The 22,512-nt window shown below is 72.6% G+C and carries 13 protein-coding genes; 9 read left to right on the top strand and 4 right to left on the bottom strand.

Annotated elements, in window-relative coordinates; genetic code table 11:
• Positions 1-103 precede the first annotated feature (103 nt).
• Both AB0D45_RS25190 and AB0D45_RS25185 read left to right on the top strand, forming a co-directional pair.
• Positions 104-3,091, top strand: a complete 2,988-nt coding sequence (locus tag AB0D45_RS25190) for a bifunctional [glutamine synthetase] adenylyltransferase/[glutamine synthetase]-adenylyl-L-tyrosine phosphorylase (protein ID WP_362462873.1) — start codon at positions 104-106, stop codon at positions 3,089-3,091.
• A 274-nt stretch (positions 3,092-3,365) separates the two neighbouring features.
• Complete coding sequence (locus AB0D45_RS25185; protein WP_362462870.1) at positions 3,366-3,854, top strand: hypothetical protein; 489 nt, start codon at positions 3,366-3,368, stop codon at positions 3,852-3,854.
• A gap of 39 nt (positions 3,855-3,893) precedes the next feature.
• On the opposite strand, the gene AB0D45_RS25180 is transcribed toward AB0D45_RS25185, so the two are convergent.
• From AB0D45_RS25180 to AB0D45_RS25170, 3 genes are all read right to left on the bottom strand, one after another.
• Entirely contained in the window at positions 3,894-4,781 is an 888-nt protein-coding gene (locus AB0D45_RS25180; RefSeq protein WP_362462868.1) for a phosphatase PAP2 family protein, read from the bottom strand.
• 106 nt (positions 4,782-4,887) lie between these two features.
• Positions 4,888-5,919: a LacI family DNA-binding transcriptional regulator gene (locus AB0D45_RS25175; RefSeq protein ID WP_361600905.1), complete on the bottom strand. Its 1,032-nt coding sequence runs from the start codon at positions 5,917-5,919 to the stop codon at positions 4,888-4,890.
• Positions 5,920-5,945: 26 nt separating this feature from the next.
• Positions 5,946-7,670 carry a glycoside hydrolase family 13 protein gene (locus tag AB0D45_RS25170; RefSeq protein WP_362462865.1) on the bottom strand — a complete coding sequence of 575 codons (1,725 nt, stop codon included), beginning with the start codon at positions 7,668-7,670 and terminating at the stop codon, positions 5,946-5,948.
• Between the two features lie 222 nt (positions 7,671-7,892).
• Between AB0D45_RS25170 and AB0D45_RS25165 the strand changes: the two genes are divergently transcribed.
• From AB0D45_RS25165 to AB0D45_RS25145, 5 genes are read left to right on the top strand one after another with little or no spacing between them, the layout of a single operon-like run.
• Positions 7,893-9,167, top strand: coding sequence for an extracellular solute-binding protein (locus tag AB0D45_RS25165; RefSeq protein ID WP_361600899.1), 1,275 nt, complete (start codon positions 7,893-7,895; stop codon positions 9,165-9,167).
• Between the two features lie 8 nt (positions 9,168-9,175).
• Entirely contained in the window at positions 9,176-10,219 is a 1,044-nt protein-coding gene (locus tag AB0D45_RS25160) for a sugar ABC transporter permease (RefSeq protein ID WP_362462862.1), read from the top strand.
• Positions 10,220-10,221: 2 nt separating this feature from the next.
• The gene (locus AB0D45_RS25155) at positions 10,222-11,082 is read left to right on the top strand and encodes a carbohydrate ABC transporter permease (RefSeq protein ID WP_362462859.1); all 861 of its coding nucleotides are present in this window, start codon (positions 10,222-10,224) and stop codon (positions 11,080-11,082) included.
• 50 nt (positions 11,083-11,132) lie between these two features.
• Positions 11,133-12,725 carry a glycoside hydrolase family 13 protein gene (locus AB0D45_RS25150; RefSeq protein ID WP_362462856.1) on the top strand — a complete coding sequence of 531 codons (1,593 nt, stop codon included), beginning with the start codon at positions 11,133-11,135 and terminating at the stop codon, positions 12,723-12,725.
• Complete coding sequence (locus AB0D45_RS25145; protein WP_361600887.1) at positions 12,713-13,726, top strand: LacI family DNA-binding transcriptional regulator; 1,014 nt, start codon at positions 12,713-12,715, stop codon at positions 13,724-13,726. The genes AB0D45_RS25150 and AB0D45_RS25145 overlap by 13 nt, the downstream gene beginning before the upstream one ends.
• A 504-nt stretch (positions 13,727-14,230) precedes the next feature.
• Here AB0D45_RS25145 and AB0D45_RS25140 read toward each other — a convergent pair.
• Positions 14,231-14,482 (bottom strand): hypothetical protein, encoded by a 252-nt coding sequence (locus AB0D45_RS25140; protein ID WP_361600884.1) that lies wholly within the window; start codon positions 14,480-14,482, stop codon positions 14,231-14,233.
• A 756-nt stretch (positions 14,483-15,238) separates the two neighbouring features.
• Here AB0D45_RS25140 and AB0D45_RS25135 point away from each other — a divergent pair.
• Together AB0D45_RS25135 and pulA are read left to right on the top strand one after the other, a co-directional pair.
• Complete coding sequence (locus tag AB0D45_RS25135; RefSeq protein ID WP_362462853.1) at positions 15,239-16,996, top strand: carbohydrate-binding module family 20 domain-containing protein; 1,758 nt, start codon at positions 15,239-15,241, stop codon at positions 16,994-16,996.
• A 33-nt stretch (positions 16,997-17,029) separates the two neighbouring features.
• Positions 17,030-22,447, top strand: coding sequence for a pullulanase-type alpha-1,6-glucosidase (gene pulA / locus AB0D45_RS25130; RefSeq protein ID WP_362462850.1), 5,418 nt, complete (start codon positions 17,030-17,032; stop codon positions 22,445-22,447).
• Positions 22,448-22,512 lie beyond the last annotated feature (65 nt).

Below are 22,512 nucleotides of genomic sequence, written 5' to 3'. Positions count from 1 at the left end.
TATCGGCCACGGTGACCGGTGAGTCGAACGCCTGCTCCGGCTAGGCTCGCTCCCAGGCCGGCGGCCAGACCAATCCGCAGCGACACACTCGGGAGGCGGCGGGATGACAGTCCCGGGACGCAGGAGCAGCACTTTCATCAGGCTGCTGCGCAGCGGGTTCACCGACCCCACGCACGCCGCCCGGCTCCTCGACGCCGACGCGCTGGCCGCCGTACGCGCCGACCCGGTCCTCCTCGACGCCCTCGGCGCCACCGCCGACCCGGACCTCGCCCTGCACGGGCTGGTGCGCCTCGCCGAGGCCCAGACCCCCGAGGACCTCCCCCGGCTCCTCGACACCCTGGTCAGCGCCAAACCCCTGCGCGACCGGCTCCTCGGCGTACTCGGCGCCTCCGAAGCCCTCACCGACCACCTCGCCCGCCACCCCCGCGACTGGCATGCCCTGGTCACCTACGAGGCCGCCGACCTGCACCCCGGACTCGCCGAGTTCGAGCAGGGCCTCGCCGACGCCCACGACCCCGTCGCCCTGCGCGTCGCCTACCGCCGCTGCCTGCTGTCCATCGCCGCCCGCGACGTCTGCGGCACCACCGACGTCGCCCAGACCGCCGCCGAACTCGCCGACCTCGCCACCGCCACCCTCCGCGCCGCCCTGCGCATCGCGAGCGCCGCCGCCCCCGAGGACGCCGCCTGCTGCCGGCTCGCCGTCATCGCCATGGGCAAGTGCGGCGGCAACGAGCTCAACTACGTCTCCGACGTCGACGTGATCTTCGTCGGCGACGCCGCCCCCGGAGCCGACGAGGGCAAGGCGCTCCAGGCCGCCACCCGCCTCGCCTCCCACCTCATGCGGATCTGCTCCGAGACCACCGTCGAGGGCACCATCTGGCCCGTCGACGCCAACCTCCGCCCCGAGGGCAGGAACGGCCCCCTCGTCCGCACCCTCTCCTCCCACCTCGCCTACTACCAGCGCTGGGCCAAGACCTGGGAGTTCCAGGCCCTGCTCAAGGCCCGCGCCGTCGCCGGCGACCCCGACCTCGGGGCGCAGTACGTCGCCGCCATAACCCCCCTCGTCTGGCAGGCCGCCGAACGCGAGAACTTCGTCGCCGACGTCCAGAAGATGCGCCGCCGCGTCGTCGACAACATCCCCGCCGCCCAGGTCGACCGGGAACTCAAACTCGGCCCCGGCGGCCTGCGCGACGTCGAATTCGCCGTCCAGCTGCTCCAGCTCGTCCACGGCCGCAGCGACGCCACCCTGCACTCCGGCACCACCCTCGACGCCCTGCACGCCCTCGCCGCCGGCGGCTACGTCGGCCGCGCCGACGCCGCCCAGCTGCACGACGCGTACCGCTTCCTGCGCGCCATGGAGCACCGCATCCAGCTCTACCGGCTGCGCCGCACCCACCTCGTCCCCGAGGACGAGTCCGACCTGCGGCGCCTGGGCCGCTCCATGGGCCTGCGCACCGAACCCGTCGCCGAGCTCAACAAGGCCTGGCGCCGGCACGCCTCCGTCGTGCGCCGCCTCCACGAGAAGCTCTTCTACCGGCCCCTGCTCGACGCCGTCGCCCAGCTCGCCCCCGGCGAGACCCGGCTCTCCCCGCGCGCCGCCGGCCAGCGCCTCGAAGCCCTCGGCTACGCCGACCCGGCCTCCGCCCTGCGCCACCTGGAGGCCCTCGCCTCCGGCGTCAGCCGCAAGGCCGCCATCCAGCGCACCCTGCTGCCGGTCCTCCTCGGCTGGTTCGCCGACTCCGCCGACCCCGACGCCGGACTGCTGGGCTTCCGCAAGGTCTCCGACGCCCTCGGCAAGACCCCCTGGTACCTGCGGCTGCTGCGCGACGAGGGCGCCGCCGCCGAGAACCTCGCCCGCGTGCTCTCCGCCGGACGCCTCGCCCCCGACCTGCTCATGCGGGCCCCCGAGGCGGTCGCCCTGCTCGGCGACCCCGAAGGCCTCCAGCCCCGTACGGCCGAGGCCCTCGAACAGGAGGTGCTCGCCGCCGTCGGGCGCGCCGACAGCGCCGAAGCCGGCGTCGCCGCCGCCCGCGGGGTCCGCCGCCGCGAGCTGTTCCGCACCGCCGCCGCCGACATCATCGGCTCCTACGGCACCGAGGACAATCCCGCCGAAACTGACCCCGGCGCCCTCGTCGACCGGGTCGGCGACGCCGTCTCCGACCTCACCGCCGCCACCATCGCCGGAGCGCTGCGCGCCGCCGTGAGCGACCAGTGGGGCGAGACCCTCCCCACGCGCTTCGCCGTCATCGGCGTCGGCCGCTTCGGCGGACACGAGCTGGGCTACGGCTCCGACGCCGACGTGCTCTTCGTCCACGAACCCCGCGAGGGCGTCGACGAACAGGAAGCCGCCCGGGCCGCCCAGACCGTCGTCGCCGAGATGCGCCGGCTGCTCCAGCTGCCCACCGCGGACCCGCCGCTGCTCATCGACGCCGACCTGCGCCCGGAGGGCCGCTCCGGACCCCTCGTACGCACCCTGTCCTCCTACGCCGCCTACTACCGGCGCTGGTCCCTGACCTGGGAGAGCCAGGCCCTGCTGCGCGCCGAGCCCGTCGCCGGCGACACCGATCTGGGCAGCCGCTTCATCGAGCTGATCGACCCGCTGCGCTACCCCGCCGAAGGCCTCGGCGAGGACGCGGTCCGCGAGATCCGCCGGCTCAAGGCCCGCATGGAGGTGGAACGCCTGCCGCGCGGCGCCGACCCCACCCTGCACACCAAACTCGGCCGCGGCGGCCTCAGCGACGTCGAGTGGACCGTCCAGCTGCTCCAGATGCAGCACGCCTGGGCCGAACCGGGCCTGCGCACCACCCGTACCCGAGCGGCCCTGGCCGCCGCCCACGCCGCCGGACTGCTCCCCACCGAGGAGGCGCAGACCCTTGACGAGGCCTGGGTCCTCGCCACCCGCGTCCGCAACGCCGTCATGCTGGTCCGCGGCCGCGCCGGCGACACCTTCCCCTCCGACGCCCGCGAACTGGCGGCCGTCGGCCGCTACCTGGGCTACCCGGAAGGCAGGGTCGGCGAAATGCTGGACGACTACCGCCGCATCACCCGCCGCGCCCGCGCGGTGGTGGACGAACTGTTCTACGGGGCATAGCGGCTGACTGGTGGTCAGCCCGACGCTCCCGCATGGTCCAATGGCCCGATGGCATGGGACGAGTGGGACAGGGCGAAGGCGGACGCGGCAGCCCGGCAGGCGCCGATGCGCCTCGACCAGCTGCCGGGGTGGTGACAGCGGTCCCCGGCCCCGACGCGAGGGGAAGCAGCTCGGTGCAGCAGCACGACCTGGACTCCGGTGGCCCGGGACCGGCCCCCGTGGAGCCGGGCCGTGACGGCACCCGCGCCGACCTGGGCCGGAACGGAGACGCGCGGTGAGCGCGAGCCGTACGAGGCTCGGGGCGTTCTGCGCCGGCTTGGCGGTGGTGGCCGGCACGGTTGCCGGGTGTACGAGCGGCCCGGCCCAGCAGAGGGTGCCGTACGTCAAGGAGGGGGTCACCGCGTCGGCCGTGGCGGAACACCTGCACGTGGCCCTGCCGGCTACGGCGACCGATGCGAGGGCCGCGCGCCAGGTCGCCCACCGCGACGACTCGCTCCTGCTGTCGTTCGTCCTGCCGACCGGAGAGGTCGACGCCTTCGTCACGCAGCTCCAGTCCGAGAACCCGGTACGGACCGGTAGCCCCATCGGCACCGCGGAGAGGGCGTTCGCCCCGCTCGGCCTGCCGGAACCGGCCACCGTGCCGGGCGTGCGGGGAGCCCAGCTGTGCGCACCGTGCATGAAGAGGGACCTGGACTTCCTCGACCTGGCGGTGGCACCGCTCGACGAGAAGAGCAGCCGGGTCTACCTCCGGGCCGTCGACTGAGGAAGCCGCGTCCCCGCCCTTGACCGGGCCGTCCGGGCGCTAGACCCGCCGGAAGCGGGTCAGGAGTTCCGTTGCCGGGTGGGGGCCCGTCGGGAGGGGGCGGCGGGGGAGGTGGTGGGGGAGCGAGCCGTACCAGGTGCGGGAGACGGCGAAGCCGAAGGTCAGGCACAGCACGCCGCCGACGGCGTCGAGCCAGAAGTGGTTGGCGGTGGCCACGATCACGACCAGGGTCAGCGTGGGGTAGAGGAGACCCAGGATGCGGGCCCAGGGCGCGGAGGCGACCGCGAAGATCGTCAGCCCGCACCAGAGCGACCACCCTATGTGCATGGACGGCATCGCCGCGTACTGGTTCGACATCTGCTTCAGGTTCCCGGAGGCCATCGAGCCCCAGGTGTGGTGCACCAGCACGGTGTCGACGAAGTGCTGCCCGTTCATCAGCCGGGGCGGCGCGAGCGGGTAGAGGTAGTAGCCGACCAGGGCCACGCCCGTGGTGGCGAAGAGGACGAGGCGGGTGGCGGCGTAACGCCCGGGATGGAAGCGGTAGATCCACACCAGCACGCCGATCGTCACGATGAAGTGCAGCGTCGCGTAGTAGTAGTTCATGCCCACCACCAGCCACGTCACCGAGTTCACGGCGTGGTTGACGGTCTGCTCCACGGCGATGCCGAGCCCGCGCTCCACGCTCCAGATCCAGTCGGCGTTCGCGAGCGCGGCGGCCTTCTGCTCGGGCACGGCGTTGCGGATCAGCGAGTACGTCCAGTAGCTGACGGCGATCAGCAGGATCTCGAACCAGATCCGCGGCCGACGCGGGGCCCGCAGCCGGGTGAGCAGCGCGGGGTGCGGCTCCGGACGGGAGTCGATCACGGCCACGGTGGGTGACGAGACGTCCGTCCCGGTATCCAGTGTCTTCACGCTCGCTTCACCCATGGGGAGAGAGTCTGCCAGATGCCTTCCCGCCTCCGATCATCCCTCGGGACGGTCTTCGGCGCCTCCCCTCAACCCTGCGGACTACCCCCGCAGCGACCCGTGGCACCTAGGTGCTACGCCGCTGCCCCGGCCCCGAGGCGGTCGAGCCGCGGACCACCAGCTCGGGCAGGAAGACGAACTCGCTGTGCGGGGCCGGGGTGCCGCCGATCTCCTCCAGCAGGGTCCGCACGGCCGCCTGCCCCATGGCCTGCACCGGCTGGCGGATGGTGGTGAGCGGCGGATCGGTGAACGCTATGAGGGGGGAGTCGTCGAAGCCGACCACCGACACGTCCTGCGGCACCCGCAGCCCCTGCTGCCGGGCGGCCCGGATCGCGCCGAGCGCCATCATGTCGCTCGCGCACACCACCGCCGTGCAGCCCCGCCCGATGAGCGCGGCCGCCGCGGCCTGACCGCCCTCCAGGCTGTAGAGGGAGTGCTGGACCAGTTCCTCCACCTCGGCCTCGCCGAGCCCGAGCCGCTCCCGCACCGCCGTCCGGAAGCCCTCGATCTTGCGCAGCACCGGCACGAACCGCTTGGGCCCGACCGCGAGCCCGATCCGGGTGTGCCCGAGCGCCGTCAGGTGGGTCACGGCGAGCTGCATCGCCGCGCGGTCGTCGGGGGAGACGAAGGGGGCCCGCACCTTGTCGGAGAAGCCGTTGATGAGGACGTACGGGACGCCCTGGCCGCGGAGTTGGTCGTAGCGGCCCATGTCGGCGGTGGTGTCGGCGTGCAGGCCGGAGACGAAGATGATCCCGGAGACCCCGCGGTCCACCAGCATCTCGGTCAGCTCGTCCTCGGTGGACCCGCCGGGCGTCTGCGTCGCCAGCACCGGCGTGTACCCCTGGCGGGTCAGGGCCTGGCCGATGACCTGCGCGAGGGCGGGGAAGATGGGGTTGTCCAGCTCGGGGGTTATCAGCCCGACGAGGCCGGCGCTGCGCTGGCGCAGCCGCACGGGGCGCTCGTAGCCGAGTACGTCGAGCGCGGCCAGCACGGACTCACGGGTGCCGGCGGCCACGCCGGGCTTGCCGTTGAGCACGCGGCTGACTGTGGCTTCGCTGACCCCCGCCTGGGCTGCGATGTCGGCAAGCCGTGCGGTCACGGGATTGGACTGTACCGGTAGCCGGCTCACATCGCCCACCACGTGCAGGAATCCGCGGGAAGACGGACCGTGCGGCCGTCCGTCTCCACCGGGGCGCTGGAGAGGACGGGCCGGCCGGGGGAGGGGAGCTCCACGGGGGTCGGCCGGGTGTTGAGGGTGCAGGCGAAGCCGGGGCGGGTGAAGAGGAGGACGCCCTCGGGGGCGGGACACCAGCGCATGCCCCGGGCCCGGACGGCGGGTCCCGCGCCCGCCCCGGGCCACTCGTCGCGCGGCCCGCCCTGCCCCGACTCCGGCGCCCCCAGCCCCGGCATGGCCCGGCGCAGCTCCAGGGCGGCGCGGTAGAGCTCCAGGGTGGAGTGCGGGTCGCCGGTCTGCGCGGCGACGCTCAGCCCCGCCCATCCCCGGGGCTGGGGGAGCCAGCTGCCGCCGGCGCCGAAGCCGTACGGGGGCTCGTCGCCCGACCACGGGATCGGTACGCGGCACCCGTCGCGCAGCCCCTCCTGCCCGTCGGCCCCCTCCTGCGCTCCGGCCCCGCCGCTCCCCACCGGGGGCCGGCGGCGGAACGCCGGGTCCTGGCGGGCCCCGTCCGGGATGTCCGTCACCTCCGGCAGGCCGAGCTCCTCGCCCTGGTACACGTACGCCGACCCCGGCAGCGCCAGCATCAGCAGCGCGGCCGCCCGCGCCCGGGCCAGGCCCCGCGCCCCGCCCCCGTACCGGGTGACGTGCCGTACGACGTCGTGGTTGGACAGCACCCAGGTCGTCGGCGCGCCCACGGAGGCGGTGGCGGCCAGGGACTCGTCGATGACGGTCCGCATCGCGGCCGGGTCCCAGGGGCAGTTCAGGAAGCGGAAGTTGAAGGCCTGGTGCAGCTCGTCGGGGCGCACGTACAGTGCGAGCCGTTCCGAGGTGGGCGCCCACGCCTCGGCGACCCCGATGCGCTGGCCCCCGTACGAGTCGAGGAGGCGGCGCCAGGAGCGGTGGATCTCGTGGACCCCGTCCTGGTCGAAGAAGGGCAGCGGCTCCGTGCCGATCAGCGTGGCCTGCGCGCCGCGGCCGATGTCGGGCAGGCCCGGTGCCTTGACCATGCCGTGGGCCACGTCCACCCGGAAGCCGTCGACGCCCAGGTCGAGCCAGAAGCGCAGCACCGAGGCGAATTCCCGGGCGACCTCCGGGTGCTCCCAGTTCAGGTCGGGCTGCTCGGGGGCGAAGAGGTGCAGGTACCACGCGCCGTCCGGCACCCGGGTCCAGGCGGGGCCGCCGAAGACGGACTCCCAGTCGTTGGGCGGCAGCGCCCCGTCCGCGCCGCGCCCCGGCCGGAACAGGTACCGCTCGCGGGCCCCGCTGTCCCCGGCCAGGGCTTCGCGGAACCAGGGGTGGTCCTCGGAGGTGTGGTTCGGGACCACGTCCACGATCACGCGCAGGCCGAGCGCGTGCGCGGCCCGTACGAGGTCGTCGGCGTCGGCGAGGTCGCCGAAGAGGGGGTCGACGGCGCGGTAGTCGGCGACGTCGTAGCCGCCGTCCGCCTGCGGGGACACGTAGAAGGGGGTCAGCCACACGGCGTCCACCCCGAGGCGGGCCAGGTGGGGGAGCCGCTCGCGCACCCCGCGCAGGTCCCCGACGCCGTCCCCGTCGCTGTCGGCGAAGGAGCGGACGTACACCTGGTAGATGACGGCATCGCGCCACCAGCCGGTTCCGACCGTCGGGTCGCTGGAAGCTCTTGCAAGCGGGACGGCCGTCAACTCGTGCTTCATACCGCAGTCAACGCGTGTACACGCCCCGTGGTTGCGGGCCTGCGGCGTCGAAGCGGACTCGGAATCACAGCAAGCTGCGGCAACCGTACGGACACACGGATGTAACGATCAGCTCCGCTTGCAGAAAATTGCCGCAAGGTCTTTCCGTCGGCTTTCAGGCTTGTTACGTTCCTCGCAACTCGGGACCGCGAGGGCGCGGCCGGGATCATCGAAGGAGTTCATATGCGGCGTGGCATAGCGGCCACCGCGCTGGTCGCGACCCTGGCGCTCGCGGCGACGGCTTGCGGCGGTGACACCGACGACAACGGTGGCGGGACGAAGGCCGGCGGCGAGCTGTCCGGCACCGTCACCTGGTGGGACACCTCGAACGACGCCGAGAAGGCCAGCTTCCAGAAGATCGCCGAGGCCTTCACCGCGAAGCACCCGAAGGTGACCGTCAAGTACGTCAACGTCCCGTACGGCGACGCGCAGAACAAGGTCAAGAACGCCTTCAGCAGCGGCGCCGACGCGCCCGACGTGATCCGCGCCGACGTCGGCTGGGTCGCCGACTTCGCCTCCCTCGGCTACCTCGACGAGGTCCCCGCGGACACCGCGAAGAAGATCGACGCCGAGTTCCTGCCGCAGGCCGCCGCCAGCGGCAAGTTCGACGGCAAGACCTTCGCCGTCCCGCAGGTCATCGACACCCTCGGCCTCTTCTACAACAAGAAGATGCTCGCCGACGCCGGCGTCCAGCCGCCCAAGACGCTGGAGGAGCTGAAGACCGCCGCCGCCGCCATCAAGGCCAAGAGCGGCAAGACCGGCCTCTACCTGCGCGGCGACGACTCCTACTGGTTCCTGCCCTTCATCTACGGCGAGGGCGGCGACCTCGTCGACGCCAAGACCAAGACGGTCACCGTCGACAACGCGGCCGGCGTCAAGGGCTTCAAGGCCGCCCGCGACCTGGTCGCCTCGGGCGCGGCGGTCACCAACGCCACCGACGGCTGGACCAACATGCAGACCGCCTTCAAGTCCGGGGAGGTCGCCATGATGATCAACGGCCCCTGGGCCGTCGCCGACAGCTACGCGGGCGAGCAGTTCAAGGACAAGTCGAACCTCGGCGTCGCCCCCGTCCCGGCCGGCTCCGCCAAGGCCGGCGCCCCGCAGGGCGGCCACGACCTCGCCGTCTACGCCGGCTCCAAGAACACCGCCGCCGCGCACGCCTTCGTCGAGTACATGACCTCCCAGGAGGTCCAGGTCCAGTCCGCCAAGGACCTGAGCCTGCTGCCGACGCGCACCGCCGCCTACGAGCAGCCGGACGTCAAGAGCAGCGAGATGGTCCAGTTCTTCAAGCCGGCCGTCGACAAGGCCGTCGAGCGCGCCTGGATCCCGGAGAACGGCTCCCTCTTCGAGCCGCTGAAGGTCGAGTACACCAAGGCCGTCACCGGCACCTCGACCCCCGAAGAGGCGGCCAAGGCGGCCGGCGTCGAGTTCCGCAAGATCCTCAAGGGCTGGAAGTAGTACGGACGATGGCTGCTGACACCAGCCGGTCGGTGGCGAAGGCCGCGGACGGCGAGACGACCCTCGCCGGCCGCGGCCCCAGCCGCACGACTGCCAGGAGCAACCGCGGGAACGGCGGCGCGGGCAACCGCGGCCTCGCCCGCGCCCTCGCCACGCACTGGTACGCCTGGGCCATGACCGCCCCGGTGGTGCTCGTCCTCGGAGTGATCGTCGGCTGGCCGCTCGTACGCGGCGTCTACCTGTCGCTGACGAACGCCAACGAGCGCAACGTCGCCCGCACCATCGGCGTGCGCCACATCGACGCCACGTACGAGTTCGTCGGGCTCGACAACTACACGGCGGTCCTCGGCGACCCCGTCTTCTGGCAGCGGCTGGTGTGGACGGTGGTGTGGACCGTCGCCTGCGTGTCGATCACCTTCGTCCTCGGCCTCACCCTGGCCACCATGCTCAACCGGCAGTTCCGGGGCCGCGCCGCCTACCGGATGGCGCTCATCCTGCCGTGGGCCGTGCCCGGCTTCGTCTCCGTCTTCGCCTGGCGGTTCCTCTTCAACCGCGACAACGGCATCCTCAACAAGGTCCTCGACGGCGGCGGCATCGCGGCCGTCCCGTGGCTCGACGACCCCACCTGGGCCAAGCTCTCCGTCGTCGCCGTCAACGTCTGGCTCGGCATCCCCTTCATGATGGTCGCCCTGCTCGGCGGCCTCCAGTCCATCCCCGGCGAGCTGTACGAGGCCGCCGAGATGGACGGCGCCGGACCCTGGCAGCGGTTCCGGCACATCACCCTGCCCGGACTGCGCGCCGTCAGCATGACGGTGATCCTGCTCTCCACCATCTGGACCTTCAACATGTTCCCGGTGATCTTCCTGCTGACGCGGGGCGGACCGGGCGACTCCACCGAGATCCTGGTGACCCAGGCCTTCCGCGAGGCCTTCATCGCGAGCCCGCGCGACTTCGCCGGCTCCGCGACGTGGGGCGTCCTCATCCTCGCCCTGCTCATGATCTTCGCGCTGGTCTACCGGCGCTCGCTGCGCAAGCAGGGAGAGGTGTGGTGACCATGACCTCCAGCCGTACCCCCGGGGCCGCGCGTCCGAGGGGCAGCCGCTCCCCGCTCGCCTCCTTCGGCCTGCACGCCACGCTCGTCGCCGCGTCCGTGATCGCCGTCTTCCCCGTGCTGTGGATCCTGCTGACGTCGCTCAAGCCGGCCGAGGACGCCATCAGCACGGACTTCGTGAAGGAACCCACCCTCGCGAACTACCACTACCTGCTCGAGTCGAGCCACTTCCTCAGCTGGTTCGCCAACTCCGTCCTGGTCGCCGGCGTCACCACCGTCCTCGGCGTGTTCATCGCCGCGACCACCGGATACGCGGTCAGCCGCTTCAAGTTCCCCGGCATGAAGCCGCTGATGTGGACCCTGCTCATCACGCAGATGTTCCCGATGGCCATCCTGATCGTCCCGCTCTACAACCTGATGGGAGAGCTCGGGCTGCTGAACCAGCCGCTCGGCCTGATCATCACGTACCTCACCATCGCCGTGCCGTTCTGCGCCTGGATGATGAAGGGCTTCTTCGACACGATCCCGGTCGAGATCGACGAATCCGGCCGCGTCGACGGCCTCAACCCCTTCGGCACCTTCTGGCGCCTGATCCTGCCGCTCGCCAAGCCCGGCCTCGCCGTGACCGGCTTCTACGCCTTCATCACCGCCTGGGGCGAGGTCGCCTACGCCTCCGCCTTCATGGTCGGCGAGGAGAACCTCACCCTCGCGGGCGGGCTGCAGACCTTCGTCACGCAGTACACCTCCAACTGGGGCGCCATGAGCGCGGCTTCCGTCCTCATCGCGATCCCGGCGGCGGTCTTCTTCCTCTTCGCCCAGCGTCACCTCGTCGCCGGCATGACGGCGGGCGCCACCAAGGGCTGACCACCCGGCGCCCGCCCCCGTACGACCGGCCCGACCTCTCCAAGGACACCATGACCCAGCACCTCGCCGACGCACTCCCCACCCCGACCGGCACCCAGCCCGGCTGGTGGAGAGACGCGGTGATCTACCAGGTCTATCCGCGCAGCTTCGCCGACTCCAACGGGGACGGCATGGGGGACCTCGAAGGCATCCGCACCCGGCTGCCCCACCTGCGCGACCTGGGTGTCGACGCCGTGTGGCTCAGCCCCTTCTACGCCTCCCCGCAGGCCGACGCCGGCTACGACGTCGCCGACTACCGGGCCATCGACCCCATGTTCGGCACCCTGCACGATGCCGACGCCGTGATCCGCGAAGCGCACGCGCTGGGCCTGCGGATCATCGTGGACCTCGTCCCCAACCACTGCTCCGACCAGCACGAATGGTTCAAGCAGGCCCTGCGGGAAGGCCCCGGCAGCACCCTGCGCGAACGCTTCCACTTCCGGCCCGGCAAGGGCGAGGACGGTGCGCAGCCCCCGAACGACTGGGAGTCCATCTTCGGCGGCCCCGCCTGGACCCGCGTCGCCGACGGCGAGTGGTACCTGCACCTCTTCGCCCCCGAACAGCCCGACTTCAACTGGGAGCACCCCGCCGTCCAGGACGAGTTCCGGTCCGTCCTGAGGTTCTGGCTGGACCTGGGCGTCGACGGGTTCCGCATCGACGTCGCCCACGGACTCGTCAAGGCCCCCGGCCTGCCCGACCTCGGCCGTGACGAGCAGCTCAAGCTCCTCGGCAACCAGGTGCTGCCCTTCTTCGACCAGGACGGCGTCCACGAGATATACCGCTCCTGGCGGCAGGTGCTGGACGAGTACGCCGGCGAACGCATCGGCGTCGCCGAGGCCTGGGCCCCCAACGTCGCCCGCACCGCCCTCTACGTGCGCCACGACGAGCTGCACCAGGCCTTCAACTTCCACTACCTGACCACCGGCTGGGACGCGGCCGCGCTGCGCGCCACCATCGACGACTCGCTCGACGCGATGCGGCCGGTGGGCGCCCCGACGACCTGGGTGCTGTCCAACCACGACGTCGTGCGCCACCGCACCCGCCTCGGCGGCCTGGACCGGGCGCGCGCGGCCGCGCTGCTGATGCTGGCCCTGCCCGGGTCCGCGTACGTCTACCAGGGCGAGGAGCTCGGCCTGCCGGAGGTCGTGGACCTGCCCGACGAGGTGCGCCAGGACCCCTCCTTCTTCAAGGCGAACGGGCAGGACGGGCTCCGCGACGGATGCCGCGTGCCGATCCCGTGGTCCGGCGACGAAGCCCCGTACGGCTTCGGCGAGGGCGGCAGCTGGCTGCCGCAGCCCGCGGAGTGGGCGGGGCTGAGCGTCGCCGCCCAGACCGGCGACCCGCGGTCCACGCTGGAGCTGTACCGCACCGCGCTGCGGATCCGGCGCGAGCACGCCGACCTGGGCGCCGGGGACGCGGTGGAGTGGCTGGACGCGCCCGAGGGGGTGCTGGCGTTCCGCCGGGGTTCCTTCGTGTGCACCGTCAACACGACGGACGCCGCCGTACGCATCCCCGCGCCCGGTTCCGTGCTGCTGGCGAGCGGAGACCTGGAGGCCGGCCCCGACGTCCTGCCCGGCGACACGGCGGTGTGGTGGCAGGGGTGAGCTCCCCGCTGCGGCTGACGGACATCGCCTCGCAGGCCCAGGTCAGCGAGGCGACCGTCAGCCGTGTGCTCAACGGCAAGGCGGGCGTGGCGGCCGGCACCCGGCACCGGGTGCTGGCCGCCATGGACCTGCTCGGCTACGAGCGGCCGGTCAGGCTCAAACGGCGCAGCAACGGGCTGGTGGGGCTGCTCATACCCGAGCTGACCAACCCCATCTTCCCTGCGTTCGCCCAGGTCATAGAGCAGGCGCTGGCAGGGCACGGCTACACGCCGGTGCTGTGCACCCAGACCCCCGGAGGGGCCACCGAGGACGAGCTGGTCGAGCAGCTGGAGGAGCGCGGGGTCACCGGGATCGTCTTCCTGTCCGGCCTGCACGCGGACGCCTCGCAGGACCCGTCGCGCTACCAGCGGCTCTCGGCCCGGGGGCTGCCGTTCGTCCTCATCAACGGCTTCAACGAGGCGATCAGCGCTCCCTTCGTCTCCCCGGACGACCGGGCGGCCGCCGACATGGCCGTACGGCACCTCGAGGAACTGGGACACCGGCGGATCGGGCTGGCCATCGGGCCGACGCGGTACGTCCCCTCGGCGCGCAAGGAGCAGGGGTTCCTTGCGGCCCGGCCGGGGGCGGCGGAGGAAGGCCTGGTCCAGCGGACGCTGTTCACCGTCGAGGGCGGCCACGCGGCGGGCGGCGCCCTGCTGGAGCGGGGCTGCACGGGCGTGGTCTGCGCGAGCGACATGATGGCGCTCGGCGTCATCCGCGCCGCCCGCGAGCGGGGGCTGCGGGTGCCGGAGGACGTGTCGGTGGTCGGCTTCGACGACTCCCCGCTGATCGCCTTCACGGACCCCCCGCTGACGACGGTCCGCCAGCCGGTCCGCTCGATGGCCACGGCGGCGGTCGGAGCCCTCCTTGAAGCGGTGGCCGGCACCCCGGTCCAGCGCACGGAGTACGTCTTCCAGCCGGAGCTGGTGGTCCGGGGCTCGACGGGGCCGGTGGGGGGGTAGGGGCTCGGGGGGAGCGCGGCGGGGCGGGGGTGGGGGAGCGGGGTTTCGGTGGGGCGGTGTCGGGGAGGGTTTGGGGGTTTCCCGTCAGTCCCATCGTCATTCCGGTCCGGGCCGGTCCCTCAAGGGCGCTCCCTTCGGTCGCGTCGCTTCGCGATGGCCTTCGGCCACCCTTGACCGACCGACCCGCCCCGGAAAGCCGAAAGACTGCCGGGAAGCCCCCAAAAGAACGGTCACGGGGCAGGAGAGGCAGGAGCGGGCCCTCAGCGATGAGGCGAGGGGCCGGGGCATGGCTACCTGCACGGAATGGTGACCAGGACAGCACGGGGAGCGCCCCAGCGCGACAGATCGCTACGCGCTCCTCATTGCTTGGCGTCCGACGGCCGTCTGGGGCTGATACCCGCACCAGACGGTGACCAGAGCGAGGCGGCGGTCGGTACTGGGGGAAATGCCGCGGGGACGGCCCGGCGGTTGCCGGTCCGTCCCCGCGGTGGGAGCCGCTTCGGGTCAGGCGCCCAGGTGGTAGTTCTTCGCCCACTCCTTCGCGCCGGTCTTGTCACAGCTCGAGCTCCAGACCGGGCCCGCGAACGCCGGGAGGTTGTGCGGCACCGCGGCGAACGAGGTGCAGCTCGACGCGAAGCCGGCACGGCCGCCGTCGAAGTAGTTGAGGTCGACGTCGTCGGCCAGGGCGGCGCCGGCCCCGCTGAGCAGGATGCCGGCAGCCAGGACGGACGCGGTGACAGCAGAACGAATACGCATGACTCCCCTTAAGGATCTGTGGAACGACGCGCCGGTCGGTCTGGGCGTCGGCCGGTCCAACGGTCGGGGAGTGCCGTGGGGAACGGGTGTTCACTCCAATGCCCGCAGCTGTATCGTTTCCGCGCCCTGCGTCCACCCCTGACGGCCGATCTTCCGCTAGCGCATGTCACAAGCTCCTGATCAACGTCTGGTGCAGGTATCAGCCCCCGGCGGCCGGCAGTCGCCGAGATGTGAGAAGCGTGTAGCGATCTGTCGCGCCCATCAGCTTCCCGCGCTGCTCTGGTCGCTGTTCGGTGCGGGTGGGGCCGGGCCCCCGACCCTGGGCGTGGGACAGGGGGCCCGGTTGCCCGGCGGGCCCTGGCCCTGGCCCCTCGCCTCGTCCCTGAGAGACCCGCTCCTCGGACGTGTCCCTGGTGACCGTTCTTTTGGGGGCTTCCCGGCAGTCTTTCGGCTTTCCGGGGCGGGTCGGTCGGTCAAGGGTGGCCGAAGGCCATCGCGTAGCGACGCGACGAAGGAGCGCCCTTGAGGGACCGGCACGACACGGAATGACGATGGGACTGGCGGGAAACCCCCAAACCCTCCCTGATCCGGCCCAGTAGGGACACGGCTCCCGGGGCTCCGCCCCCGGTTCGGTCGCCCTCGGCCCACCTGCCGGAAACAATTCTGCAATCTCTTGCGCAAGGTCTTGCAACACTCCTGGGCGCCCCCTACGGTCGCGTGCAACCCCCACACCTCTCCCGCCAGGAGGATCCCCACATGTCCCCGTCCACGCGCGCCCGAAGAAGCCCCGCCCGCCGCTCCCCGGACCCCACCCCGGACCGCTCCCCCCGCCGCCCCGCCCGGTCCCTGCTGGCCCTCGCCGCCCTGACCGCCCTCGCCGGTACCGCGCTCGCCGGGCAGGCGCCGCAGGCGGTGGCCTCCGCGCCCGGGGGGAAGGACGTCACCGCCGTGCTGTTCGAGTGGCGCTTCGACTCCGTCGGCAAGGCCTGCACCGAGTCCCTCGGGCCCGCCGGGTACGGGTACGTCCAGGTGTCGCCGCCGCAGGAGCACGTGCAGGGGGCCCAGTGGTGGACCTCGTACCAGCCCGTCAGCTACAAGATCGCCGGGCGGCTCGGGGACCGGGACGCCTTCAAGCGGATGGTGGACACGTGTCACGCCGCCGGGGTCAAGGTCGTCGCGGACTCCGTCATCAACCACATGGCCGCCGGCGACGGCGTCGGGACCGGCGGGTCTTCGTACACGAAGTACGGCTACCCGGGGATCTACTCCGGCTCCGACATGGACGACTGCCGGGCGACGATCTCGACCTACCAGGACCGCGCCAACGTCCAGAACTGCGAGCTCGTGCAGCTCGCGGACCTGGACACCGGCGAGGACCACGTACGCGGGCGGATCGCCGGCTACCTCAACGACCTCCTCTCCCTCGGCGTCGACGGCTTCCGGATCGACGCCGCCAAGCACATGCCCGCCGCCGACCTGGCGAACATCAAGTCCCGGCTGGTCAACCCGGGCGCGTACTGGAAGCAGGAGGCGATTCACGGGGCCGGGGAGGCCGTGTCGCCCGCCGAGTACCTCGGCACCGGGGACGTGCAGGAGTTCCGGTACGCCCGGGACCTGAAGCGGGTGTTCCAGAGCGAGAACCTCGCCTACCTGAAGAACTTCGGCGAGGGCTGGGGGTACACGGCGAGCGGGCAGTCCGCCGTCTTCGTCGACAACCACGACACCGAGCGCGTCGGCGACACCCTGAACTACAAGGACGGCTCCGCCTACACCCTCGCCAGCGTGTTCATGCTGGCCTGGCCCTACGGCTCCCCGGACGTGCACTCCGGGTACGAGTGGAGCGACAAGGACGCCGGGCCGCCCAACGGCGGTGCCGTGAACGCCTGTCACGCCGACGGCTGGAAGTGCCAGCACACCTGGCGGGAGATCTCCTCCATGGTCGGCTTCCGCAACGCCGCCCGCGGGCAGGGCGTCACCGACTGGTGGGACAACGGCGGCGACCAGATCGCCTTCGGGCGCGGGGCCAAGGCGTACGTCGCCCTCAACCACGAGACCGGCGCCCTGACCCGGACCTTCCAGACCTCCCTCGGCGCCGGGACCTACTGCGACGTCCAGAGCGGCCGCGCCGTGACCGTGGACTCCGGCGGCCGGTTCACCGCCACCCTCGGCGCGGGGACCGCCCTCGCCCTGCACGTCGGTGCCCGTACGTGTGCGGCGTCCCCCGCCGGGGCCTCCTTCGCCGTCGACGCCACCACCTCCGCCGGCCAGAACGTGTACGTCGCCGGCGACCGGCCCGAGCTCGGCGGCTGGAACACCGCCGCCGCCCTCAAGCTCGACCCGGCCGCCTACCCGGTGTGGAAGCTCGACGTGACCCTCCCGCCCGGGACCTCCTTCGCCTACAAGTACGTCCGCAAGGACGCCTCCGGCAGCGTCACCTGGGAGAGCGGAGCCAACCGCACCGCCACCGTCCCCGCCAACGGCCAGGTCACGCTGACCGACACCTGGCGCAGCTGACCCCCCGCACCTCACCCACCGAGGAGAGACCCCTTGATACGCCCCGCCGCAGGAGCCCTCGCCGCCGCCCTGGCCGCGACGCTCCTGCCCGCCCTCCCCGCGGCCGCCGCCGCCCAGGCGCAGCCCCCGGCCCCGCCGTCGGACGCCAAGCTGGCCGCCGAGCCCGCCCGGCACGACCTGACCCGGGAGCAGTTCTACTTCGTGCTCCCGGACCGGTTCGCGAACGGCGACCCGCGCAACGACCGGGGCGGGCTGGCCGGCGGCCGCCTGGAGACCGGCCTCGACCCGACGGACAAGGGCTTCTACCAGGGCGGGGACCTCAAGGGGCTCACCGACCGGCTCGACTACATCAAGGGGCTCGGCACCACCGCCATCTGGCTGGCGCCGATCTTCAAGAACCAGCCCGTGCAGGGTGAGGGCGCCAACGCCTCGGCCGGCTACCACGGCTACTGGATCACCGACTTCACGCAGGTCGACCCGCACTTCGGCACCAACGCCGACCTGGAGCGGCTCATCGACAAGGCGCACGGGAAGGGGATGAAGGTCTTCTTCGACGTCATCACCAACCACACCGCCGACGTCGTCGACTACCGGGAGGGCTCCCACGCGTACCTGTCGAAGGGGGCCTTCCCCTACCTGACCAAGGACGGGGTCCCGTTCGACGACGCCGACTACGGCGACGGGGCCGGCGGGGCCGGCGGGAAGAGGAAGTTCCCGGCCACCGGTCCCGGCACCTTCCCCCGCACCCCCTTCGTGCCGGAGGGCAAGAAGGACCTCAAGGTCCCCGGCTGGCTCAACGACCCGGCGATGTACCACAACCGGGGCGACTCCACCTTCGCCGGGGAGTCCTCCGAGCAGGGCGACTTCTCCGGCCTCGACGACCTGTGGACCGAGCGTCCCGAGGTCGTCAGCGGCATGGAGAAGATCTACGAGAAGTGGGTCAGGGACTACGACATCGACGGCTTCCGCATCGACACGGTCAAGCACGTCAACACCGGCTTCTGGACCCAGTGGGCCACCGCCCTCGACGCGTACGCCGCCAAGCGCGGCCGCGAGGACTTCTTCATGTTCGGCGAGGTGTACTCCGCCGACACCGCCGTCACCTCCCCGTACGTCACCCGCGGCCGCCTCGACGCCACCCTCGACTTCCCGCTCCAGGACGCCGTCCGCGCGTACGCCTCCCAGGGCGCGCCCGCCGGCCGGCTGGGCTCCGTACTCGCCGAGGACTACCGCTACACCACCGACAAGGCCAACGCCTACGAGCAGGTGACCTTCCTCGGCAACCACGACATGGGCCGCTTCGGCTCCTTCCTGAAGCAGGACCGGCCCGGCGCCGGCGAGCGGGAGCTGCTGGAGCGCTACCGGCTCGCCAACGAGCTGATGTTCCTCTCCCGGGGCAACCCGGTGGTCTACTCCGGTGACGAACAGGGCTTCACCGGCGCAGGCGGCGACAAGGACGCCCGCCAGCCCCTCTTCGCCACCCGCGTCGCCGACTACCTGGACGACGACCAGCTCGGAACGGTGCGCACACACGAGAGCGACGCCTACGATCCGGAGCACCCGCTCTACATGCAGATCAGTGCTCTCTCGAAGCTGACCAAGGCCCACCCGGCCCTGCGCGACGGCATCCAGACCGAGCGCCTCGCCGACGGGTCCGCGTACGTCTTCGCCCGCACCGACCCCAAGACCCGCACCGAATACCTCGTCGCCGCCAACAACAGCGGCACGCCCCGCACCGTGGAGATCGACGCCCCGCCCGGCGCCCGCTACCGCCCCCTGTACGGAGCCACCGGCCCCCAGGGCACCCCCTACGCCGGCCCCGCCCCGGTCACCGCCTCCCCGGCCGGCAAGCTCACCGTGCAGCTGCCCGCCCTCGGCACCACCGTCCTCCGGGCCACCGCCCCCCTGCCCGCCCCCGCCGCCAAGCCCGCCCTCACCCTCAAGGCACCGGCCCCCGGCGCCACCGGCACCGTCGAGCTGTCCGCCGACGTCACGGCCGGCACCGGCCCCGGCGCCCTCACCCGGGTCGTCTTCGCCGCGCAGACCGGTACCGGCCCCTGGCAGGTCCTCGGCTCCGCCGACCACGCCCCCTACAAGGTCACCCAGACCATCCAGCCCGCCACCCCCGCCGGAACGCCCCTGCGCTACAAGGCCGTGGCCGTCGACTCCGCCGGCCGCACCGCCGGCGCCCTCGCCGCGTCCGCGACCGGCCAGACCCCGCCGCCCACCGTCCCCACCGCCACCCAGCGCGACTACGCCGTCGTCCACTACCACCGCCCCGACGGCGACTACGCGAACTGGCGCCTGTACGCCTGGGGCGACCTCGCCGACGGCGAAGCCACCCCCTGGCCCGAAGGCCACCCCTTCACCGGCCGCGACGCCTACGGCGCCTTCGCGTACGTCCGCCTGAAGCCCGGAGCCTCCTCCCTCGGCTACCTCGTCATCGACAAGGACGGCACCAAGGACGTCGCCGCCGACCGCACCGTCGACCTGACGAAGACCGGCGAGATCTGGCTCGAACAGGGCCAGGAGCCCGCCCGCACCGACCGCCCCGCCCACCCGCCCCAGGACCAGACCAAGGCCGTCCTGCACTACCAGCGCCCCGACGGCGCCTACGACGGCTGGGGCCTGCACGTGTGGACCGGCGCCGCCACCCCCACCGACTGGTCCAAGCCGCTGCTCCCGGTGCGCACCGACCCCTACGGCGCCGTGTACGAGGTCCCCCTCGCCGCCGGCGCGACCAGCCTGAGCTACATCCTCCACAACGGCGACCAGAAGGACCTCCCCACCGACCAGTCCCTCGACCTCAAGGCCACCGGCCACGAGGTGTGGATGCTGGGCGGCCGCGAGAAGTACCTCCTCCCGCAGCCCGCCGGATCCGCAGCCGCCCTCGACCTCGCCAAGGCCGAAGCCGTCTGGATCGACCGCGACACCCTCGCCTGGAACGCCCCTCCGAGCGCCGCCTCCGTCCAGCTCCTCGCCTCCCGCGACGGCCGGATCACCGCCGACGGCGGCATCCTGCGCGAGGGCGGCGCCCAGTGGCTGCGCCTGACCCGCTCCCCGCTCACCGCCGCCCAGAAGCAGAAGTTCCCGCACCTGGCGGCGTACGGCGCCTTCAGCGTCGACCCCCGCGACCGCGACCGGGTACGCGAAGCCCTGCGCGGCCAGCTCGTCGCGAGCGCCCGCGCCGCGAACGGGGCCGTACTCGCCGCCACCGGCGTCCAGCTCGCCGGCGTCCTCGACGACCTGTACGCCAACGGCACGCCGCTGGGCCCCGTCTTCAAGGACGGCCGCCCCACCCTCTCCGTCTGGGCCCCCACCGCCCAGCAGGTCTCCCTCGAACTCGACGGCCGCACCGTCCCCATGCGCCGCGACGACACCACCGGCGTCTGGTCGGTGCGCGGCGAACGCTCCTGGACCGGCAAGCCCTACCGCTACGCCGTCACCGTCTGGGCCCCCAGCACCCGCCAGGTCGTCCGAAACCTGGTCACCGACCCCTACTCCACCGCCCTGACCGCCGACTCCACCCACAGCCTGGCCGTCGACCTGGCCGCCCCCGAGCTCGCCCCGCCCGGCTGGAAGGAGCTGCGCAAGCCCGCAGCCGTCCCCTTCACCGGCGCCCAGATCCAGGAGCTGCACATCCGCGACTTCTCGATCGCGGACGCCACCACCCGCCACCCCGGCCAGTACCTGGCCTTCACCGACACCGGCTCCGCCGGCATGAGGCACCTGCGCGAGCTGGCCGCCGCCGGCACCTCCTACGTGCACCTGCTCCCGGCCTTCGACTTCGGCACCGTCCCGGAGAACCCGAAGGACCGCACCGAACCGGCCTGCGACCTCAAGCCGTACGCCCCGGACTCCGAGGAACAGCAGGCCTGCGTGGCCGCGGCCGCCGCGAAGGACGGCTACAACTGGGGCTACGACCCGCTGCACTACACCGTCCCCGAGGGCTCGTACGCGAGCGACCCGAACGGCACCGCCCGTACGGTGGAGTTCCGCAGGATGGTCCAGTCCCTGAACGGGGCGGGCCTGCGCACCGTCATGGACGTGGTCTACAACCACACCGTCGCCTCCGGGCAGTCGGACCGGTCCGTCCTCGACCGCATCGTCCCCGGCTACTACCAGCGCCTGCTGGCCGACGGAAGCGTCGCGACCTCCACCTGCTGCGCCAACACCGCGCCCGAGAACGCCATGATGGGCCGGCTCGTCGTGGACTCCCTCGTCACCTGGGCCCGGCAGTACAAGGTCGACGGTTTCCGCTTCGACCTGATGGGCCACCACCCGAAGGCCAACATCCTCGCCGTCCGCAAGGCCCTCGACGAGCTGACCGTCGCCAAGGACGGGGTCGACGGGAAGAAGATCGTCCTCTACGGCGAGGGCTGGAACTTCGGGGAGGTCGCCGACGACGCCCGCTTCGTCCAGGCCACCCAGAAGAACATGGCCGGCACCGGCATCGCGACCTTCTCCGACCGCGCCCGCGACGCCGTGCGCGGCGGCGGCCCCTTCGACGAGGACCCCCGCGTCCAGGGCTTCGCCTCCGGCCTGTTCACCGCCCCCAACGGATCACCCGCGAACGGCACCCCGGAGGAGCAGCGCGCCCGCCTGCTGCACGCCCAGGACCTGCTGAAGGTGGGCCTGACGGGGAACCTGGCCCCGTACGCCTTCACCGACTCCGCCGGCCGCCGCACCAAGGGCTCCGAGGTGGACTACAACGGCGCCCCGGCCGGCTACGCGGCGGCCCCCGGCGACGCCCTGGCGTACGCCGACGCCCACGACAACGAGTCCCTGTACGACGCCCTGGCCTACAAGCTGCCCGCCGGCACCTCCACCGCCGACCGGGCCCGCATGCAGGTCCTGGCCATGGCGACGGCCGCCCTCTCCCAGGGCCCGGCCCTCTCCCAGGCGGGCAGCGACCTGCTCCGCTCGAAGTCGCTGGACCGCAACTCCTTCGACAGCGGCGACTGGTTCAACGCCCTGCACTGGGACTGCCGCGCCGGCAACGGCTTCGGCCGGGGCCTGCCGCCCGCCGCCGACAACCGCGCCAAGTGGCCGTACGCCAAGCCGCTGCTGAGCGGCGTCCCGGTGCCCGGCTGCGCGGAGATCGACGGCGCCTCCGCCGCCTACCGCGACCTGCTGAGGATCCGTACGACGGAAGCCGCCTTCGCCCTCACCACCGCCGAGGCGGTCCAGCAGCGGCTGTCCTTCCCGCTCTCGGGGCCGGGTGAGACACCGGGCGTGCTCACCATGGCCCTGGGCGACCTGGTGGTGGTCTTCAACGCCACCCCCGCCGACCAGCACCAGCGCGTCCCCGCCCTCGCCGGCACCGGCTACGCCCTGCACCCGGTACAGGCGCAGGGCGCGGACCCGGCGGTGAAGCGGTCGGCGTACGACCCGGCGACGGGGGAGTTCACCGCACCGGCGCGCACGGTCGCGGTGTTCAAGCGGGGCTGAGCCCGAGCGCGGCCGGCCCCGGGCGGGGCCGGCCGCCGCCCGACAGGAGCACGGCGGTGCCGGAG

Origin of the sequence: Streptomyces sp. NPDC048352 (assembly GCF_040651895.1) — a bacterium.
Classification (GTDB): domain Bacteria; phylum Actinomycetota; class Actinomycetes; order Streptomycetales; family Streptomycetaceae; genus Streptomyces.
This window is presented reverse-complemented; position numbering and strand designations above follow the sequence as displayed.